The 19484-nt window shown below is 49.6% G+C and carries 16 protein-coding genes; 9 read left to right on the top strand and 7 right to left on the bottom strand.

Going from position 1 to position 19484, the window contains the following annotated elements:
• Nucleotides 1-24 precede the first annotated feature (24 nt).
• The gene (locus tag NY07_RS11910; RefSeq protein ID WP_033539638.1) at nt 25-678 is read right to left on the bottom strand and encodes a YceH family protein; all 654 of its coding nucleotides are present in this window, start codon (nt 676-678) and stop codon (nt 25-27) included.
• 99 nt (nt 679-777) lie between these two features.
• The gene (locus tag NY07_RS11915; RefSeq protein ID WP_033539582.1) at nt 778-1611 is read right to left on the bottom strand and encodes a CvfB family protein; all 834 of its coding nucleotides are present in this window, start codon (nt 1609-1611) and stop codon (nt 778-780) included.
• A gap of 561 nt (nt 1612-2172) precedes the next feature.
• Here NY07_RS11915 and speA point away from each other — a divergent pair.
• The 4 genes from speA (at nt 2173) to pdxH (ending at nt 6720) form a co-directional block, all read left to right on the top strand.
• Nucleotides 2173-4086: a biosynthetic arginine decarboxylase gene (gene speA / locus NY07_RS11920; RefSeq protein ID WP_033539583.1), complete on the top strand. Its 1914-nt coding sequence runs from the start codon at nt 2173-2175 to the stop codon at nt 4084-4086.
• Nucleotides 4087-4164: 78 nt separating this feature from the next.
• Nucleotides 4165-5085, top strand: a complete 921-nt coding sequence (locus NY07_RS11925; RefSeq protein WP_033539584.1) for a hypothetical protein — start codon at nt 4165-4167, stop codon at nt 5083-5085.
• Nucleotides 5086-5112: 27 nt separating this feature from the next.
• Complete coding sequence (gene speB, locus NY07_RS11930; protein WP_033539585.1) at nt 5113-6036, top strand: agmatinase; 924 nt, start codon at nt 5113-5115, stop codon at nt 6034-6036.
• Between the two features lie 27 nt (nt 6037-6063).
• On the top strand, nt 6064-6720 hold the full coding sequence (pdxH, locus tag NY07_RS11935) for a pyridoxamine 5'-phosphate oxidase (RefSeq protein ID WP_033539586.1): 657 nt from the start codon (nt 6064-6066) through the stop codon (nt 6718-6720).
• 77 nt (nt 6721-6797) lie between these two features.
• Here the strand turns inward: pdxH and NY07_RS11940 are convergent, their stop codons facing one another.
• Nucleotides 6798-7574 (bottom strand): hypothetical protein, encoded by a 777-nt coding sequence (locus NY07_RS11940; protein ID WP_033539587.1) that lies wholly within the window; start codon nt 7572-7574, stop codon nt 6798-6800.
• A gap of 239 nt (nt 7575-7813) precedes the next feature.
• Between NY07_RS11940 and cysB the strand changes: the two genes are divergently transcribed.
• Nucleotides 7814-8788, top strand: coding sequence for an HTH-type transcriptional regulator CysB (cysB, locus tag NY07_RS11945; protein WP_033539588.1), 975 nt, complete (start codon nt 7814-7816; stop codon nt 8786-8788).
• A 61-nt stretch (nt 8789-8849) separates the two neighbouring features.
• Here cysB and NY07_RS11950 read toward each other — a convergent pair whose 3' ends face one another.
• Nucleotides 8850-10226 carry an L-serine ammonia-lyase gene (locus tag NY07_RS11950; RefSeq protein WP_033539589.1) on the bottom strand — a complete coding sequence of 459 codons (1377 nt, stop codon included), beginning with the start codon at nt 10224-10226 and terminating at the stop codon, nt 8850-8852.
• A gap of 357 nt (nt 10227-10583) precedes the next feature.
• On the opposite strand from NY07_RS11950, the gene nagZ reads away from it, so the two are divergent.
• The 3 genes from nagZ to NY07_RS11965 all read left to right on the top strand — a co-directional run bounded on the left by nagZ (nt 10584) and on the right by NY07_RS11965 (nt 12878).
• Entirely contained in the window at nt 10584-11597 is a 1014-nt protein-coding gene (gene nagZ / locus NY07_RS11955) for a beta-N-acetylhexosaminidase (protein WP_033539590.1), read from the top strand.
• A 75-nt stretch (nt 11598-11672) separates the two neighbouring features.
• The gene (gene ycfP, locus NY07_RS11960; RefSeq protein WP_033539591.1) at nt 11673-12215 is read left to right on the top strand and encodes an alpha/beta hydrolase YcfP; all 543 of its coding nucleotides are present in this window, start codon (nt 11673-11675) and stop codon (nt 12213-12215) included.
• A gap of 393 nt (nt 12216-12608) precedes the next feature.
• Entirely contained in the window at nt 12609-12878 is a 270-nt protein-coding gene (locus tag NY07_RS11965; protein WP_033539639.1) for an acylphosphatase, read from the top strand.
• A gap of 236 nt (nt 12879-13114) precedes the next feature.
• Here the strand turns inward: NY07_RS11965 and NY07_RS11970 are convergent, their stop codons facing one another.
• From NY07_RS11970 to NY07_RS11980, 3 genes are all read right to left on the bottom strand, one after another.
• Complete coding sequence (locus NY07_RS11970; protein ID WP_232479425.1) at nt 13115-14002, bottom strand: peptidoglycan binding protein CsiV; 888 nt, start codon at nt 14000-14002, stop codon at nt 13115-13117.
• Between the two features lie 13 nt (nt 14003-14015).
• Nucleotides 14016-17498 carry a transcription-repair coupling factor gene (mfd, locus tag NY07_RS11975; RefSeq protein ID WP_033539593.1) on the bottom strand — a complete coding sequence of 1161 codons (3483 nt, stop codon included), beginning with the start codon at nt 17496-17498 and terminating at the stop codon, nt 14016-14018.
• A gap of 76 nt (nt 17499-17574) precedes the next feature.
• Nucleotides 17575-18156, bottom strand: coding sequence for a hypothetical protein (locus NY07_RS11980; RefSeq protein WP_033539594.1), 582 nt, complete (start codon nt 18154-18156; stop codon nt 17575-17577).
• A 95-nt stretch (nt 18157-18251) separates the two neighbouring features.
• Here NY07_RS11980 and NY07_RS11985 point away from each other — a divergent pair, with 95 nt between their 5' ends.
• A complete protein-coding gene (locus NY07_RS11985) occupies nt 18252-19484 on the top strand; it encodes a lipoprotein-releasing ABC transporter permease subunit (RefSeq protein WP_033539595.1) in 1233 nt (410 codons plus the stop codon).

Consider the following 19484-nt stretch of genomic DNA (forward strand, 5'->3'; position numbering starts at 1 on the left):
TTGTCTATGTGTGTCAGATTGTCGTTAAATTTTACCAGCAAGCTCGGCAAGTTGCTGTTTTAACTCGGCGACTTCCTGTTCAAGCTGGGTGACTCTTTCGTTTAGTGCATGGTTTAGAGCATCACCTGGTGGCTCATTTTTTGGCTGGGTAAAGGCTTGTGTAGGGAGTTGCTCGGCGGTGTCGCTAAATAGCTCGACAAAGCGAGATTCCCGTTTGCCCGGCTCTCTAGGCAGTTGACGTACCAAGGGGGGCTCCATTTTCGATAGCGCCTCCAATGCCTGCTCTACCTGGCCGACATCGGTAAATCCATATAGGCGGTTGCTTCGGGTTCTGAGCTCGCCCGCCGTTTGTGGGCCTCTTAATAGCAGTAGGCAGATGATGGCGACCTTGTCATCGCTGAGTTGGAGATCGCTAAATTCGGTGTTGCAGAATCTATGCTTATATTTCACCACTCGGGAACCAAAGCCGCTTTGCTCAGCAATCAGGCGTTTCTTGGCTAAAGAATCGATAGCTGCCTGAGTGTCCGCTTCCGACAGGTTCATCACAGGATCGCGGCTGGATTTTTGATTACAGGCTAAGGTCAGACCGTTGAGAGAGAGTGGATATTGCTCTGGGGTGGTTTTCTCTTTTTCCAACAGGCAGCCGATGACACGTGCTTCATGGGAGGTGAGTTTCATGGTTAAGATATCCATATAAGAAAAGCATAGCCCTGTTATATCAGAGCTATGCTTTTATGCAAAGACAATCAGGGGCTTGGCGCCTCCAATGCTCAACTTCTATTCGGTCAAACGTATGCCGTCGTTTTCGATGGTGATCTTCTCACTTTTGTACAAGCCGCCGATACTCTTCTTAAAGGCTTTTTTGCTCATGGCAAGTTGGGCATAGATGACGTCAGCATCCGTCTTATCGGTAAGTGCCAGGAAGCCACCGGCTTGATTGAGCTTCATCAAGATGGCAGTGGCGTGCTTATCAAGCTCATCTTTTGCACCGCGTTGCAGGATTAAGTCTATCTTGTCATCACTGCGCACGCGTTTAATAAAGCCTTTGACTCGCTGACCAAATTTGAGGGGCTGATAAACTTCATTTTTATACAGCACACCCCAATGGGCATTATCGACAATCGCCTTAAAGCCCAAATCTGTGGTGCCCGCGATGATGAGATTCACCTCTTGGCCGTTACGATACGGGGGCGGTGTCTTATCAAGAAACTTATCGATCTTCGATGAGGCGACGATGCGCTCATCGGCACTATTGACATAGACATAGACCAGATAAGAGCGACCGACTTCTATCTCTCTGTGCTGTTCGCCGAAGGGAAGAAACAAGTCTTTATCCAGTCCCCAGTCGAGAAAGGCGCCGTAAGGGCCGGTTGCGATGGCCTTTAGATAGGCAAATTGCCCCACCTGAGCTTTAGGACGTTTAGTGGTGGCGATCACCATATCTTCGGAGTCCAGATAGAGAAACACCTCGACTTTGTCGCCGACCTCGCACTCTTTAGGTGCGACTTTATTAGGCAGCAAGACTTGGCCAAATTCGTGGGCATTTAAGTACACACCGAAGTCGACACGTTTGGCGATCTCCAGGGTACAACTCTTTCCTATCTCTATCATGGGGTTCTCTATGACATTACTAACAAGTTTAAGTGTGGCGATTATAGTGGAATTCTCAGCAAGATGCTTTAGCCTAAGGGGGTTAATCTCATTAATTTAACGCCCTGGGTGCAGATGCGTTTTGGTGACATAGGGGTTTGAGCTAAAGGTCAGTGAGCCGAGTGGGCAGAAAGGCGCCGATAAAGGGGCGTTAATCAGCATGCTGCTAAGCGGCAGCAAGCTGAATTTACTGTAAAAAAGCTTGAACACCTGTCAGGGATAAAAGTCAGTATTGTCGCCTGTTTGGGTGCAAAAAACCTTGTAATAAATTAATGTGATAATGATACTTGCATTTAGTTAAATTCAGGGGTTTAATTGCGCGCCTTTTTTTACTTTAGACAAGTATAAATTGAGTTAACTAATATGGCGGGGACTCGAAGGATAACTTCGATATCTGACACCCAAGAAACGGTGTTGATGTTGCGGCTTATTTACCTGATAGGTGCGATAGTAAGTAACATTAATGTGTTGGCAGACAAAGTATCTGCCGAATATAAATGTAAATAGACAGGTTGAGAAAATATGAGTAATTGGTCTATTAAAGATGCTTATGTTGGTTATAACGTAAATTACTGGAGCTCTGGGCTCTACGGCATAAGCGAGGCCGGTGAGGTGACGGTATCGCCCGATCCAAATCATCCTGAGCACACTATTGGTTTAAATGAACTCGCCAAGGATATGGTTAAATCCGGCGTAGCATTGCCCGTCTTAGTGCGTTTCCCACAAATTTTACATCACAGGGTCAATAGCCTGTGTAATGCCTTCAATCAGGCGATCACTCGTTACGACTACCAATCAGACTATCTGCTTGTCTATCCTATTAAGGTTAACCAGCAGCAAACGGTTGTAGAAGAGATCTTAGCCAGCCAAGTGTCTAAAGAGGTGCCGCAGCTGGGTCTGGAAGCCGGCAGTAAGCCTGAGTTGATGGCTGTGCTTGCGATGGCGCAGAAGGCCAGCTCGGTGATCATCTGTAATGGTTACAAAGATGTCGAATATATCCGCTTGGCACTGATCGGTGAAAAGCTGGGCCATCAAGTTTATATCGTACTTGAGAAGCTATCTGAGCTTAAAGTTGTTCTCGACGAAGCTAAGAAGCTGGGCGTGACTCCTCGTTTGGGTCTGCGTGTGCGTCTGGCTTTCCAAGGCAAGGGTAAATGGCAGGCCAGCGGCGGTGAAAAATCAAAATTTGGTTTGTCAGCGGCTCAGGTGTTGAACGTGATCAACTCGCTTAAAGACCACGACATGCTGGATAGCCTGCAATTGCTGCACTTCCACCTGGGCTCGCAGATTGCCAATATTCGCGACATCCGCAGCGGTGTCAGCGAAGCGGGGCGTTTCTACTGTGAACTGCAGAAGATGGGCGCCAATGTGAAGTGCTTCGACGTGGGTGGCGGCTTGGCCGTTGACTATGACGGTACCCGTAGCCAGAGCAGTAACTCGATGAACTATGGCCTGACCGAATATGCCAATAATATCGTTAGTGTGCTCAATGATATGTGCCGCGAGCACGATCAGCCTATGCCACGCCTCATCTCTGAGTCTGGTCGTTACCTGACGGCTCATCATGCGGTTTTGATCACCGACGTGATAGGCACCGAAGCCTATCAGCCTGAGCAGTTACAGGCTCCGGATGATGACGCGCCGCAGCAGCTGAAGAATATGTGGGACTCTTGGGGAGAAGTGAGCGGCCGCGCCGATCAACGTGCCCTGATTGAGATCTACCATGATGTGCAAAGCGATCTGGCTGAGGTCCATTCGCTATTTGCTTTGGGGCAGATGGGTCTGGCCGACAGAGCTTGGGCGGAGCAGATGAATCTGCGCGTCTGTTACGAATTAAAGGGTGTGATGAGTGGTAAATACCGTTTCCACCGCCCTGTTATCGACGAACTCAATGAGAAACTGGCAGATAAGTTCTTCGTGAACTTCTCACTGTTCCAGTCATTGCCAGATGCCTGGGGTATTGATCAGGTGTTCCCAATAATGCCGCTGAGTGGCCTGGATAAGGCGCCTGAGCGCCGCGCCGTGATGCTGGATATTACTTGTGATTCAGACGGTACAGTGGATCAGTACGTGGATGGTCAAGGTATTGAAACTACCCTGCCAGTCCCGGCTTGGAGTGCAGAGAGTCCTTATCTTATCGGTTTCTTCCTGGTGGGTGCCTATCAGGAGATCCTCGGGGATATGCACAACCTGTTCGGTGATACCAACTCTGCCGTAGTGCGACTGGACGATGATGGTCTGGTGAATATTGAGTCAGTACTGGCTGGCGATACCGTGGCCGATGTGCTGCGTTATGTGAACCTAGACGCTGTCTCTTTCATGCGTACCTATGAAGAGCTGGTAAACCTGCATATTCAAGAAGATGAGCGCGCCAATATTCTTGAAGAGCTGCAGATTGGACTGAAAGGCTACACCTATCTGGAAGATTTCTCCTGATTGGCAAGCTAGCCTGTTTCGCCTAGGGATCTCGGCTAACGCCAGCCGAGATCCTTTAAGACGATAAGGAGCGAGTCGATGTACTTTGAAGGGGCGGAGAAACGCTTATCGCTAACCTTAGTGGCAGCTAGTCCGTCGCTAAGAGGTTTGGGCGATGACTTTTGGCGCCGCGCTCTTTTAAAGAGTGATACAGAGATCCTCTCCAAGCTGAGCTGTGAGCAGTGCGATGCGTACCTGCTCAGCGAGTCCAGCTTGTTTGTCTGGCACGATAATCTGGTGCTCATCACCTGCGGTAATACCCGGCTTATAGAGACGGTACTGAGTCTGGTTGAATCACTCGGTAATGTTCAGATTGCCAGCTTGAGTTACCAGCGTAAAAGCGAGATTTTACCCGCCTTGCAAAGCAGCCGCTTTGAAGACGATATCGCCCGGCTTAGGGGGATGCTAAGCGGCGATGCCTATCGCATTGGCCATTTGGATGGTCATCATCACCAGCTTTTTTTATCTGGAGAGATGGTGCAACTTAAGGCGGTTCAAACGGTGCAGATGTATCATATTCGTGGTGAGTTGGCCGACTATCTGCTGTGCGACAGGCAAACGGCCGAGGGGATAGCCACCAGGCTCAATTTATCTCAGCTGTTACCGGGTTTTTATTTTGATGCGCACCTGTTCTCGCCACTGGGTTATTCACTCAATGCCCTTAGGGGGGATGACTATTTCACGGTGCACATCACCCCACAAGAGGCGAGCTCCTATGTGAGCCTGGAAACGAATTTGTCGCTCGGCGAAGATCTTGGCGGTATAGTAAATGAGTTGCTAAACCGCTTAAATCCGGTAAGTTGGGATGTTTCAGGATTTGAGGCCCAGGAGCCAGGATACTGCGCCGAGCAGTATAGCCTGCAGGCCAGCGGTGAATTAACTTTGGCAGATGGCCTAGGCCTTTATATAAAACACTATAAGCAGCGCGATTGTGAGCAGTTATTGCCAGTTACGCTGTGATCTTTACTTCTATTATTTGGAGCAAATATGACCACTATTGCAGATAAGCCTGATTACTCGCTTTACTCAAATGCATTTGGTTATTTAAGACAACCACTGGATTTTAAACCGCTTGAAAGCGATGCTGATGTGGTGGTTTTGGGCTTGCCGTTTGATATGGCCACTACAGGTCGCTCGGGTGGTCGCATGGGACCTGGCGCTATTCGTCAGGCGTCGGTGAATCTGGCCTGGGAAGAGTGCCGCTGGCCATGGGATTTTAAGTTGTCCGATCACCTAAAAATGGTCGATGCCGGCGATCTCGTATACGACTGTGGCGATGCAGCCGATTTCACCCAGCGTGTCGAAGACTTTGCCACGGCGATCCTTGATTCTGGTAAGGCGCTGCTCAGTTTTGGTGGTGACCATTTTGTGACCCTGCCGCTGCTGCGTGCTCACTATAAGAAACATGGCAAGATGGCGCTGCTGCATTTCGATGCGCACACAGATACCTATAGCCAAGGCAGCAAGTACGACCATGGCACCATGTTCTTCCACGCGCCTAATGAAGGGATCATCGATGCCTCTCACTCAGTGCAGGTGGGGATCCGTACCGAATATGACAAGCCAAGCCATCTGTTCAAGGTTATCGATGCGGCCGCTGCCAATGAGCTAAGCGCGGATGAGATTGTTGCCCAGATTAAAGACCGTGTCGGCGATATGCCATTGTATGTCACCTTTGATATCGACTGTTTGGATCCTGCTTTTGCACCTGGCACGGGCACTCCTGTTTGTGGTGGTCTCACCAGCGACAAGGCGATGAAGATCATCCGTGGTCTGCGTGGCATGAATGTAGTGGGCATGGACGTCGTCGAAGTGGCCCCCGCCTATGACAGCGCCGAAATTACGGCCCTTGCGGGTGCAACCTTAGGGCTAGAGATGCTGCACGTATGGGCCTGCGCACATAAGAAGTAAGCTAAATCAGGACGGGTAAGGAAGCAGATGTCGAACTTAAGTGATATTAGACGTGAGTACACCTTGGGTGGGCTGCATCGAGAAGAACTGCCGGATAACCCTATGGTCTTGTTCGAGAAGTGGATAGAGCAGATTAGGGATTCCAAGATCCTGCCGGATCCTACCGCCATGTCGGTAGCGACTGTCGACGCCGATGGTCAGCCGTTTCAGCGCATCGTGTTGTTAAAACGCTTCGATGACGAGGGGTTTGTGTTTTTTACCAACCTTGCTAGTCGTAAGTCGGAGCAGATTGCGCAGAATAACAAGGTGAGCTTGCTGTTTCCCTGGCATGCTCTGGAGCGTCAGGTTGCGGTGACAGGGGTTGCGGAGCAGCTCTCGACTGCAGAGGTGCTCAAGTACTTCGTGACGCGTCCTAAAGAGAGTCAGATTGCCGCCTGGGTATCTAAACAGTCCAGCAAGATATCAGCCCGTCAGGCATTGGAGAGTAAGTTTGCCGAGATGAAGGCTAAATTTAGCCAGGGCGAAGTACCACTACCTAAGTTCTGGGGTGGCTATCGGGTGCGTCCTAGCAGCATAGAGTTTTGGCAAGGCGGCGAATATCGTCTGCATGATCGTTTCCTCTATACCCGTAAAGATTCAAGCGGTAAAGAAAACGGCTGGGATATCGACCGACTGGCGCCCTAAGCGTTCCGATATCAAAGTGTTTGAGCTATAAAAAACCACCGCAATGCGGTGGTTTTTTTGTGTCGTAGCGACGGCTGTTACCATTTCTTCTTCGGCTGGAACAGTACGTCGATATCATCCTCGTCACTCTTCTGCTGCGGCGCGTTAGGTTGCGCCATCTCCTGGGCGCCCATGATCTCATCGAGCAGTAATTTGGCTTCGTCCACTTTATTGGTGATAAAAGGATCGTTTGGCGTCAGCGCCTTGATCGTGTGCAGCGTGGCTAACGCCTTAGTGACCATCTGTTTAGAGGAACCATATTGTTTCATAAAACAGGCGCTGCGGGCGCGGGAAAGCATGGAATCGACATTAATTCTCAGCTGCAGGTTATCGACGCGAGCTTCTTCTTGAGCAAAAATGTTCGGGTCAACTTTGCCCTTATTGTGCTCGGCGCGCAATATCGCCTTGAGCTTCTTAAGTACTTTGACTAAATCTAAGATCTGCTTATCGGTATCCGGCAGGCGAAAACCTTCGATGGCGGGTGTCTGTTTTTGAGCGTTTTGTAAGTTTTCAATCTGACCACTGAGATCTGTGAGTCGACGTTTGTAATCGTTAGCTTGAGGGCCACCGAGAGAGACTGACAAGGTCAACGCTTCTTGTACACGCTTATAGAGGATCAGAACCAGATTGGTAGAGCAGGGGAACATGCCTGTGCATGAAAGCACGTTCTCGGTTTCGTCGATAATGGCTCTCTGTCTGGCTAATTCAGTTCTGCGTTCGGCTTCGGCGCGTTCTTTTTGTTGTTGGATCACATTGATGCCAATAACCAGTAGCAGCAACGCACCAATGAGGATCAGAACCAAAGTAAATATCATAGAGCTACCATTCTTTTTGTAATTCCATTAATGCTACTATAAATCAATACGCTAGCATAGTTATCTTAGACTAGCTTTATCTTAATGTCGTGTGATTCATCTCACCTCTATGCTATATTCCCCTTTGATTTAATTTTATGCCTGTACTATAACTAATTCTTATACATAACTATTATGTTAGCGTACTGAATTCTGGCTGTGACTCCCTTGGAGAAGCCGGCCTTTGCAAAGGATAGACGATGAAGCTGCAACAACTCAGATATATTGCCGAAGTGGTTAACCACAACCTTAATGTATCGGCGACAGCAGAGAACCTTTACACCTCTCAGCCTGGGATTAGTAAACAGGTGCGGATGTTAGAAGATGAGTTGGGAATTCAGATCTTTGGCCGCAGTGGTAAGCATCTTACCCATGTGACTCCTGCCGGTCAGCAGGTGATCAATATCGCCAATGATATTCTGGGTAAGGTAGAAAGTATTAAAAAGGTCGCGGAAGAGTATACCAAGCCGGATCAGGGGGAGTTGAATATTGCTACCACAGATACCCAGGCCCGTTATGCGCTGCCCAGTATTATCCGTGCCTTTATTGACCGTTATCCTAAGGTTAATCTGCATATGCACCAGGGCACACCCTCTCAGATTAGCGAGTTAGCGGCACGTGGTGACGCGGACTTTGCCATTGCCACTGAGGGGATGCACCTCTATTCCGATCTGATCATGCTGCCTTGTTATCACTGGAACCGCTCAATTGTGGTGACCAAAGATCACCCGCTGGCGTCACGTACTCAGATAAGCATTGAAGACCTCGGTCGTTTCCCCTTGGTGACCTATGTCTTTGGTTTCGACAGAGAGTCTGAAATTGAAAAGGCCTTTAACCGCGCTGGTATCGACCCTCGCGTGGTATTTACCGCCACCAGTGCCGATGTGTTAAAAACCTATGTCAGACTAGGATTAGGTGTGGGGGTTATCGCCTCGATGGCGGTCGACCCTGTGATTGATAAAGATTTGGTGGCCATAGATGCCAGCCATCTGTTTGCCCATAGCACGACCAAGATAGGCTTTAGGAAGGGCAACTTCTTACGTAACTATATGTATGAGTTTATCGAGCACTTTGCGCCGCATCTGACCAAAGAGGTTGTAGAAAAAGCGGTGGCGCTCAGAGATCCACAACTGATTGAGAATCTTTTTGCGGATGTGGAACTGCCCATACGCTAACAAGCTGTAGTTGTCCCATAAAAAAACTCGCCTTAAGGCGAGTTTTTCTTTAAGCAGTGGATTAACACTCTACGATATTTACCGCGAGTCCGCCTTTGGCGGTTTCCTTGTATTTACTGCGCATATCTTTACCCGTATCCATCATGGTCTTAATCACCTTATCGAGTGAGACCTTGTGGTTACCGTCGCCGCGCATCGCCAGGCGTGAGGCGTTAATGGCCTTGACCGCGCCCATGGCGTTGCGTTCGATACAAGGCACCTGCACTAAGCCACCGACAGGATCACAGGTCAGACCCAGATTGTGCTCCATACCGATCTCGGCAGCGTTTTCCACATGTTCTACCGTGCCGCCCATGATCTCTGTAAGCGCTGCAGCGGCCATAGAACAAGCTACACCGACTTCACCCTGGCAGCCTACCTCGGCGCCTGAAATGGAAGCATTCTTCTTATAGAGAATACCGATGGCAGCAGCGGTCAGCAGGTACTGACAGCAGATATCCACATCCACCTCTTGAACAAAGGTGTCATAGTAACAAAGTACGGCAGGGATGATGCCCGCAGCACCATTGGTTGGCGCGGTTACTACGCGATCGCCTGCGGCATTTTGCTCGTTTACCGCTAGCGCAAACAGATCGACCCAGTCCATGGCAGTAAGAGGATCGACGACAGTCTTGCTCTCAGCCTTGAGGCGACGATAAAGCGCTGGCGCTCTGCGTCTGAGTTTAAGACCACCTGGGAGTATGCCCTCTTTTTGGTAGCCACGTTCGACACAGCTCTTCATGGTTTGCCATATGGTCAACAGGCGCTCTTTCACCTCTTTTTCGCTGGCGATGGACAGTTCGTTTTCCATCATCAGCGCAGAGATGCTCAGGCCGTTTTCGACACACATGTCGAGAAGCTCGGCAGCACTGTTAAAGTCATAGGGCGCTGCTTCGATGGGCGAGGCGGGGGAGGCGTCTTGAGCGAGAATCTCATCTTCATCTAAGATGAAGCCGCCGCCTACCGAGTAGTAGGTGCGCTGATAGATGCAGTTGCCTTTTGCATAGGCGTATAGGGTCATGGCGTTGGCATGGGCCGGTAGGCTCTTGCGTCTGTGATAGGTAATACCATCTTCACGACTAAAGCGTACCACCTTGTTATTGGGCATGGTTAAGGTTTGGCTGTCGTGTACCTGTGCCAGGGTAGCATCGATTTTGTCTGTATCGACGGTTTCGGGGGCTTCGCCCATGAGGCCGAGGATCACGGCTTTACCTGTGCCGTGGCCTTTACCTGTTTGCCCTAGGGAGCCAAACAGCTCAGATCTCAGCTCATCTGTTTCTGCAAGGTGACCATGTTTCTCTAAATCTTGAATAAAGATATTCCCCGCTTTCATGGGGCCAACGGTATGGGAGCTTGAGGGACCGATACCAATTTTAAACATGTCAAAAACGCTAATCATTATAAAACCCTGTCGTATTCATTATTTTCGTTATTCAGTCTCAGTGATTTTAGGCTAAATAAATTATTCATGCCCAAGGGGCGTCAATATTGCCCTGTTGTGCTAATCTTGCGAGCACATTAAGATTATCAATTATTAAGTATCCCATACTTTAGTCGCAGCTTTCGCATTAGTTTTTTTTAGGAATTACTTTCGCATTAGGCATACTATTGCTAATGAGTTTGTCTCTTGATTCATGAGTGAGATAAAGGCTGCTTTATCAAATTTATACAAAGACTTATGTCATCTAGTTATTCAACTTGTTTTTTACTAAAGTTTGATTATTAAGCTTGTTTAACAGTTTTTTTAGGGGGAGTTTTGAGTTATTTAATGATGGATTTGTTATCCACTCAAATGAATGAGCTGGAGAGCCGCCAACTTATGCACCCTATGGTGGGCGGCGTCATCTTGTTTTCCCGCAATTATCAGGATCGCCAGCAGCTTTGTGAGCTGGTGGCTTCAATGCGTGCCGTGCGCCCTGAACTCCTCATTGCCGTGGATCACGAAGGGGGTCGGGTTCAGCGCTTTATTGATGGTTTTAGCAAGATCCCAGCGATGGGGGATATCTTACCGGCTGCAAAACAGGATATGACCTTGGCGAAGGCGTGGGCTACCGAGCTGGGTTTTCTGATGGCTGTGGAGCTATTGAGCTGTGATATCGATTTGAGTTTTGCTCCTGTGCTGGATCTGAACGGTATCAGCCAGGTGATCGGTAAGCGCGCCTTTAGCGATAAGCCCGATGAGGTTATTGTGCTGGCCGATGCCTTTATTCAGGGAATGGCCGATGCTGGAATGGCCGCGGTCGGGAAACATTTCCCCGGCCACGGTAGTGTGGCGGCCGATTCACATATCGCCAAGCCAGTTGATGAGCGTAGTGAAGATGAGATCCGCGCCTTGGACATGAAGCCATTTAAACAATTGATGGCTAAGCAGCGCCTGCAAGGGCTTATGCCGGCTCATGTTATCTATCCTAAGGTGGATAACAATCCGGCAGGTTTCTCTGCCTATTGGCTAAAGCAGGTGTTAAGGGAAGAGCTCAAGTTTGATGGCGTGATCTTCTCTGATGATCTGGGTATGAAAGGCGCAGGTGTTGTTGGCGGCTATCCCGAGCGTGCAAAGGCGGCCATTGAGGCCGGATGTGACATGATTTTGCTTTGTAACGATAGTGAAGGCGTCAATCAGCTGCTTACCTCTTTTACCTGGCCGGAGCAGGGCCCGCAAGTACCGGCGCGTAAACTCTTGGCTAATAGCACTCAGGTGGCCAAGGCGCTTGAGGATGAATCTCGCTATCTTGAGGCAAGAAGGATAGCAGAGCAGATTTGTATGGGCTAAATTTGATGTAGCGCAACAACAGCTTGTGATGAGTTAGCTAAAGTTAATATTCACTCTTTATCAGCAGGTAACAGGATGATCCTCTATTTCCATGGTTTTGATGCCACCAGTCCAGGTAATCATGAAAAAATGCGCCAGTTGCAGTTTGTCGATCCCGATGTGCGTCTGGTCAGTTACAGCACGCTTCATCCCAAGCATGATATGCAATATCTGCTTAATGAGGTGAGTCGTCAATTGAAACAGAGTGATGACCCAGCGCCACTGGCAATTGGCGTCGGCCTTGGAGGCTACTGGGCAGAGCGTATAGGATTTTTGAATGGTCTTAAGACAGTGATGATAAATCCTAATCTACATCCGGAAGACAATATGGTGGGAAAAATTGACAGGCCTGAGGAATATGCGGATATCGCCAGCAAGTGTGTCAGCCAGTTCAGAGAGAAGCACAAGGGACGCGGCATGTGTATCCTATCCCGTCAGGATGAGGTGCATGACAACGAGGCGGTTGCCGATGCGTTGACCCCGTTTTATCCCATAGTATGGGATGAAGAGCAGTTACATAAGTTTCCTTCCTTGTCTGCGCACCTGACTGAGATTAAAGCCTTTAAAGAGCAGCAGTAAACTAAACCTATTGAAATGGGAGCCTGATGGCTCCTTTTTTATGGGCGTCATTTAGACCTTTTAATGGGGATTTCTGCTGCTAGTGACAGATTGCTAGCGACTTATGAGGAAGCTTGAGTAAGGTTTAGTTGATTATTCTGTGTTCAGATGACAGCGCAATCGTATGTAATAGTCATTTCTTGCCATTCAAATCTAGCATCACTTATCCATTTTATGATACAACATGATACATATTGTTACATGATGGTCTTAAAGACCTTTTCCCAGTTTGCGTATGTCGCCCGATGCAGCTAACCACTTTATTAGTTAGCTGTTTTTTTTGTCTGTTTTTTGCCCATCCCACCAGATTGGGTTATCTTCAAAGGGTTAGATGATAAGAAGAATGAGGCGCAGATGAAGCGGGTATTATTGACAATATCGGGAAAGGTTCAGGGCGTGTGTTTTAGGCGCTACAGTCAGCTTAAGGCAAATGAGCTGGGGCTGACAGGTTATGCGAAAAATCTTGAAGATGGCCGTGTGATGATTTTATTGCAAGGTGGTGGCTCGGCGGTAGATCGTTTTATTGCCTGGAGTGAGCAGGGCTCGCCTCAGTCTGTAGTAGACAATGTGTTAGTCGAAGAAGATGAGGCTGACGAGATCTACCTCGATTTTTCTGTCTATTGACGCAAGTTCGCCGCTAAGGTGTTCTCACTTACTGGTATTTCTTCAGGGTTTACACCAAAGCACTAAGCGATGCTCGAATTGATGCTTAACACCATTGCTATTATGACGTGAGCATAATGGCAGCTATCTGGAAGCGCGGTGGTTAATGGTGTTGGTCGAAGAAATCGAGGAAGATGAGATCGACCTCGATTTTTCTCTCTATGAGTTAGCTTTGTGAATATCAGCCTAGCTTTGTACTAAAGCGAGCCAGATTCGCTGGGCTGCTCCATCTTTCTGATCTGTAAAATCATTCCCATGTTCGGATGATCAAAGTAGTGTATTTCATCACTCTTCACCCGCTTGTTTTGCGTCATATAGATACTGTGCAAATAGGGGACCTGGAGCATTGCTGTCTCATCAGCCAATTGTGGCTGACGTTTGCTCCCTTCTCTATGGAGTGTTAAACCAGTTTCCACATAAAGATAGTGATTCAGATAGATATTGAGCGTGCCATCGAGTGCCCAGATAGGCTCTGCTTGTTTGTCGTCGAAATTTAGATCGAAGTTAAACTGTGGAATCGCTTCATTTTGTGACGCTTGAGTCCCATTGGTGGCAAAGCCGCTCTCATTAAAGCGATCTGAGTAATCTTCTCCAGCAAAGAGGCGCACAGGTTTGGCTTGATGGCGCGGCAACATAGATTGTTGCCAGGTCATATGTAGCAACCCCTTGTGGCCCGCTTCTCGTTTTAGGGTGGCTATCATGTCGCCAAACTGTGACTGAGAATCGGCCAGTAATACTGTGCCAGCACCTGGTGTCGCATATTGTGGCGTCGCTGCGCCTATGGTAACGGGAATGCTGCTTGGATGGGTGACCTGTGCCTGTTGCAACTGTTTGTCGCACGCATCAGGTGTTTCTAACCATTGCTGGGCACTACAACCTTCCAATCCCAAACTTGCCCCTGTGATATCGGTAGCAAACAGGGGGGAGATCATGTCGATGGGTTGACGAGTATGGCGGCTCGTCGGTGCTGACAAGGTTTCTTCCAGCTGGCTTCCCTGACGCTCAAACAGGTAGACTTCCACTTCAAACCAACGCTCTGCGTCTGCCCAAGTTGGAAAAGACAGTGAGGTGAGGGTGGTTACCAATAAAAGACTCTTTTTAAGCACGCGGTTCTCCAAGGCGATGTTGCATTAGTTGAGAGATGATCAGCGACAAGAGGTCTAGCCTATCCTTATCTGTCTCTGTCGGCATCAGGAATTTTAACTTACTTGGGCCGTCCATACGATAATTTTGTGGCTGGCTCTGTAATAAGCCGATAATAAAGCCAGGATCGACGCAGTGATCATCATTAAACTCCAGGCTACCGCCTTTGGCGTGCATCTCGATCTTGGCAATGCCAAGAGCCGTGGCCTGATGTTTAAACAGGGAGATCTCAAGCAAGTTCTTGGTGGCTTGCGGCAGTAGGCCGAAACGGTCAATTAACTCCACTTTGAGTTCGTCCAGCGCCTGAGAGCTACTGCAATTGGCGATACGTTTATAAAGAGATAAGCGTATATTCACATCGCCCACATAATCTTCCGGCAGCAAGGCGGGGATGCGCAGGTCGATTTCACACTGGCCCCTTAACATTTGATCCAGCGAGGGCTCTTTGCCTTCTTTAAGGGACTTCACCGCATCTTCGAGCATCTCCATATAGAGCGTAAAGCCGATCTTAGAGATGTGGCCGCTCTGCTCGTCGCCAAGAAGTTCACCGGCGCCCCGTATCTCAAGATCTTGGGTGGCCAGCATAAAGCCCGCGCCGAGATCTTCAAGGGCACCAATGGCCTCAAGTCGCTTAATGGCATCCTTGGTCATCCGCTTAGGATGAGGCGTCATCAGATAGGCGTAGGCCTGATGGTGCGAGCGACCTACGCGGCCCCTAAGCTGATGCAACTGAGCCAGGCCGAAGTTGTCGGCCCGCTCGATAACAATAGTGTTGGCCGTTGGCACATCGATACCGGTTTCTATGATGGTGGTGCAGACCAACACATTGTATTTCTGGTGATAGAAGTCTGACATCACCTTTTCCAGATCGCGTTCGCGCATCTGACCATGGGCGGTGATCACTCGCGCCTCGGGTAGCAAAGCCTCAATTTCACGGGCGCGTTTCTCTATGGTCTCGACGCTGTTGTGCAAAAAGTAAACCTGGCCGCCCCTTAAGATTTCACGCAATAAAGCTTCGCGCACCGTGGCATCGTCATATTCGCGCACAAAGGTTTTGACCGCCAGACGTTTGGCTGGTGGCGTGGCGATTATGGAGAGATCTCGCATCCCAGACATCGCCATGTTGAGGGTTCTCGGGATAGGCGTGGCGGTCAGGGTGAGAATGTCGATATTGGCGCGCAGCGCCTTGATCTTCTCTTTCTGGCGTACGCCGAATCTGTGTTCTTCATCGATGATCAATAGGCCGAGATTTTCAAATTTAGCCTCAGACTGCAGCAACTTATGGGTGCCGATCACAATATCGACTTGACCAAGTTCTAATTGCTTGAGAACGGTTTGCTGCTCTTTAGCGGTCTTAAAGCGAGACATCACCTCAATTTTAATTGGCCAGTCAGCAAACCTGTCTTTGAAGTTTTCATAGTGCTGTTGCGCGAGCAAGGTAGTGGGGACGAGTATCGCTACCTGTTTACCGTCATTGACCGCCACAAAGGCGGCGCGCATGGCGACCTCTGTCTTACCAAATCCCACATCGCCACACACAAGTCTGTCCATCGAGATGGGGTTGCACATGTCGGTGAGGACGGCATCTATGGCGGTTTCCTGATCCACGGTTTCTTCAAATGGGAAGCTGCCGGCAAATTGAGCATACTCTTCGCGATCCAGTCGGCAGGCTTCACCTGGACGAGCCTGACGTCTGGCATAGACATCCAGCAGTTCAGCCGCAACGTCGCGGATCTTCTCTATTGCCTTACGCTTGGCCTTAGTCCAGCTTTCATTGCCTAGTTTATTGAGCTGGGGCGCATCATCTGCGCCTATGCTGTATTGGCTGATCAGGTTGAGCGAGGCGACAGGTACATAGAGCTTGTCACCACCGGCATATTCTAATTTAAGGTATTCGGCGACCAAGCCGCCTGTGTCCAAGGTTTCCAGGCCCTGATAGAGCGCGACGCCGTGATCCAGATGGACGATAGGCTGACCCACCTTTAGCTCGGCCAGATCCTTAATGAGCGCATCTTGGCTAACTTGACGTTGTTTATCGCGACGTCGCTGCTGGGCGATGCGCTGACCAAACAGCTCAGTCTCACAAATCAGCGCCCAGTGAGGGCCTTTCTTGGGGTGATAGATGGCGCCCTGCGCCAGCGGCGCGACAATCAAACCAAATGGCTGTGGCTGCTGGGCAAAGGTATCTATGTGATCCAAAAGGACTGGTTTTATTTCAATCTTGGCCAGTAGATCTAGTAGCGCTTCGCGTCGACCTTCAGATTCCACGCAAAACAATATCGGCGTGCCGCTGTCGGCAAATGTTTTCAGGGCGAGCAGCGGCTGCTTTAATTTATGATTAGCGGCCACGTCAGGCAGGGCATCGAGCTTGGCCGGCACGCTGGTGCCCGCATAATCATTGCCTTTAATCAAAAAACGCGGCAGTTGCTTAAAGGCCTCGAAGACTTGCTCGGTGAGCAGATAGAGATCTTTAGGGGGCAGCAGTGGCCTTAAGGGATCGACTCGGCGATTTTCATAGCGCTGATGCACTTCCTGCTGGTGGCTCTTGGCGGCGCCCTCTAATTCGCCTATCTCCACCAACTGACAACCAGAGGGGAGGTAATCGAACAGGCTGGCGGTTTCATCAAAAAATAGCGGCAGATAACTCTCAATGCCCGCCGGCATCACCTTACGACTGACCATCTGATAGATGGACTCGGGTTCCTTGACGACCACCTCGAACTGGCGGCGATAGCGCTGACGGAATCCCTCTATAGCCTCGTCATGGGTGGGAAACTCCTTGGCCGGCAGTAGACGGATAGCATCGATTTCACCGCTGGAGCGCTGGGTTTCCGGATCGAACTGGCGGATAGACTCCACTTCATCGTCAAACAGCTCGATACGATAAGGGGTCTGGGATCCCATGGGAAAGAGGTCGATAATTGAGCCGCGAACGGCGAACTCACCATGTTCATAGACCTGTTCGACATGATGGTAGCCTGTGTTTATCAGTTTGCTACGAACGGCTTCTAAGGGATAGTTATCCCCCTTGCTAAGCAGCAGAACATTACCGGTTAAAAACGACTGCGGCGGCAATTTCACCATCAGGGTGCTCATCGGCACTATGACTAGGCTCTGAGTTGCACTGGGAATACGCGACAGAGTCTCTAAGCGCTGAGATACCAGATCCTGATGGGGTGAAAAGCTGTCATAGGGCAGGGTTTCTCGATCGGGAAAGAGCAACACAGGTATCGAACTTGGCGACAGCAGGTAGCTTAGCTCCGCCTCGAGTCTCAGGGCGCTAGGCGTGTCTGGCGTCACGACTAAGGTGAGACCGTCATGTTGCGCGCATAGCTTCGCCAGACTGATGGCCTGGGCGGCACCTGTCAGTTGGCTCAGGGTTTGGGGTGACTTAACCCCTTTGACTTTCGGTGGGGTGAGAACGGAAAAAGCATTCATGAAAACAGACTAAGGCCAAAAATCGACAATGATGCCCGTCATTGTAGAGACTTAGCCCCGCCAGTGCCAGTGAAAACTAACTCGGGTTCTGTTGTTGCTTTTTACGTTGTTGTAGTTGTTTTTGTTGAATATTCAGACTGGCCTTGACCAGTTGTTCAACGTCTTCATCGAGAATTTCAATAAAGGTTAACTCACAGTCAAAACCACTTTGTGTATCATCGCTCTCGCAGCGTGTGCACTGGGCGATGCAAAGCATGGATATTAAGGCTTCTTTGATGTGGAGGGTGACGCGATAGGCCCGCCCGGGTTCAAGCTGAGATGGACTTGTCAGATGTACGCCGCTGCCACCAAAATGTAAACCCGTACAGCGCTCGCCCTCATGGGGTTGCTGTTCCAGTATATGTTGTAATACCAAGTCGATTTTACGCGATTGCAGTTTAAGATAATCGACCACAATACGGGCGTCATCATCCAGATTTCTAAGCTGTAGCAGGCAATCGGATTCCATGGCCTTCACTTCGCTAATCAACTGCATCCCCAGTGGCAGCATGGCTTTTAGCTGGGCTTCGTTTGGCAGCGGTTGCTCCTCCGGCCAGGGCGATAGGTAAGCGGCGAACCTATGCGCGACGCTAAAATAGGAGTTTGATTGGCTGTTCAACGGATTGCCTCTTGTTTTTAGGGTGCCATTACCCCTATTATCGTGCGCATCTTAATGATTTATCAAGGCTCCGGCGTGAAGAGACCCTGCCAAACATGAATTTAGCGTTATCTTGGACCATAGGTTACCGATATTGGCGAGCACGTAAGGCTAACCCCTTTGCCTCTTTCATCACAGTGTTTGCGGTGTCGGGGATCTTGCTCGGTGTTGCTGCCTTGATCATTGTCAGCTCAGTGATGAATGGACTGGAAGGGCAGCTTAAGCAGCGTATTCTCGGTGCAGTGCCACAACTGACGGTGCACAGCGAACAGGCCTTAGAGAATTGGCAGGAGGTTGCCAATAGGCTGGTGGATGGTAAGCAGATATTGGCCATTAGCCCGAGCGTAGCGACTCAGGCGATGTTACAGGCGCCGACCAATATCAGTGCGGTGCAAATTTATGGTATCTACCCTGAGCTGGAAAAAGAAAATCTAGCGCGATTAAATAGTCACTTTAATGGTTCGCTCACTAGCTTAGAATCTGGCAAATATCGCATCGTAATCGGCGCCGAGTTGGCACGCCGTTTAGATGTCGCCATCGGCGATAAGCTGCGGGTGTTGAGCGGTGATGGCGTTGTCTACTCGCCACTTGGACCTGTGCCCAGTCAGCGTAATTTTTTGGTATCGGGCATATTCGAGATGGGCTCACAGGTCGATGCTAGCCTGGCTTATGTGCATCATGACGATGCACTGCGATTAATGCGCCAACCCCCTAAGGCGATTAAGTCATTACGTCTTTACTTAAACGATCCCTTTATGGCCAGCAAACTGGCTCCTCAGGTGAAGGCGGCTTTCGAGGCGGCTGGTGAGCCTGTTACTACCAGTGACTGGCGCGATAATTATGGTCATCTGTTTTCTGCCGTGAAGATGGAGAAGAACATGATGTCGCTCATGTTGAGTCTAATCATTGCCGTGGCCGCTTTTAATATCGTGTCGGCGCTGGTGATGATGGTGGTGGACAAAACCACAGATGTCGCCGTGCTAAAAACACAAGGGCTGACAACCTCCAGTATTATGGGGATCTTCATGATCCAGGGGTCACTCAATGCCGTTTTGGGGTTACTCGGTGGCTTAGTGATAGGTGTGCTGGCCACCGTGAATATCAACACGCTTTTTTCTATGTTTGGGATAGCTATTTTAGGGGCAGGGCAACGCCTGCCGGTGCAGTTGGAGTTAGGTCAGCTCTCTTTTATCGTTCTCGGCACCTTAGCTATCACTTTTTTGGCAACCGTTTATCCCGCGCTGCGGGCGGCAAGTGTACAACCGGCCACAGCTTTAAGGTATGAGTGA

This window comes from Shewanella sp. ECSMB14101, assembly GCF_000773485.1.
Lineage (GTDB): Bacteria > Pseudomonadota > Gammaproteobacteria > Enterobacterales > Shewanellaceae > Shewanella > Shewanella marisflavi.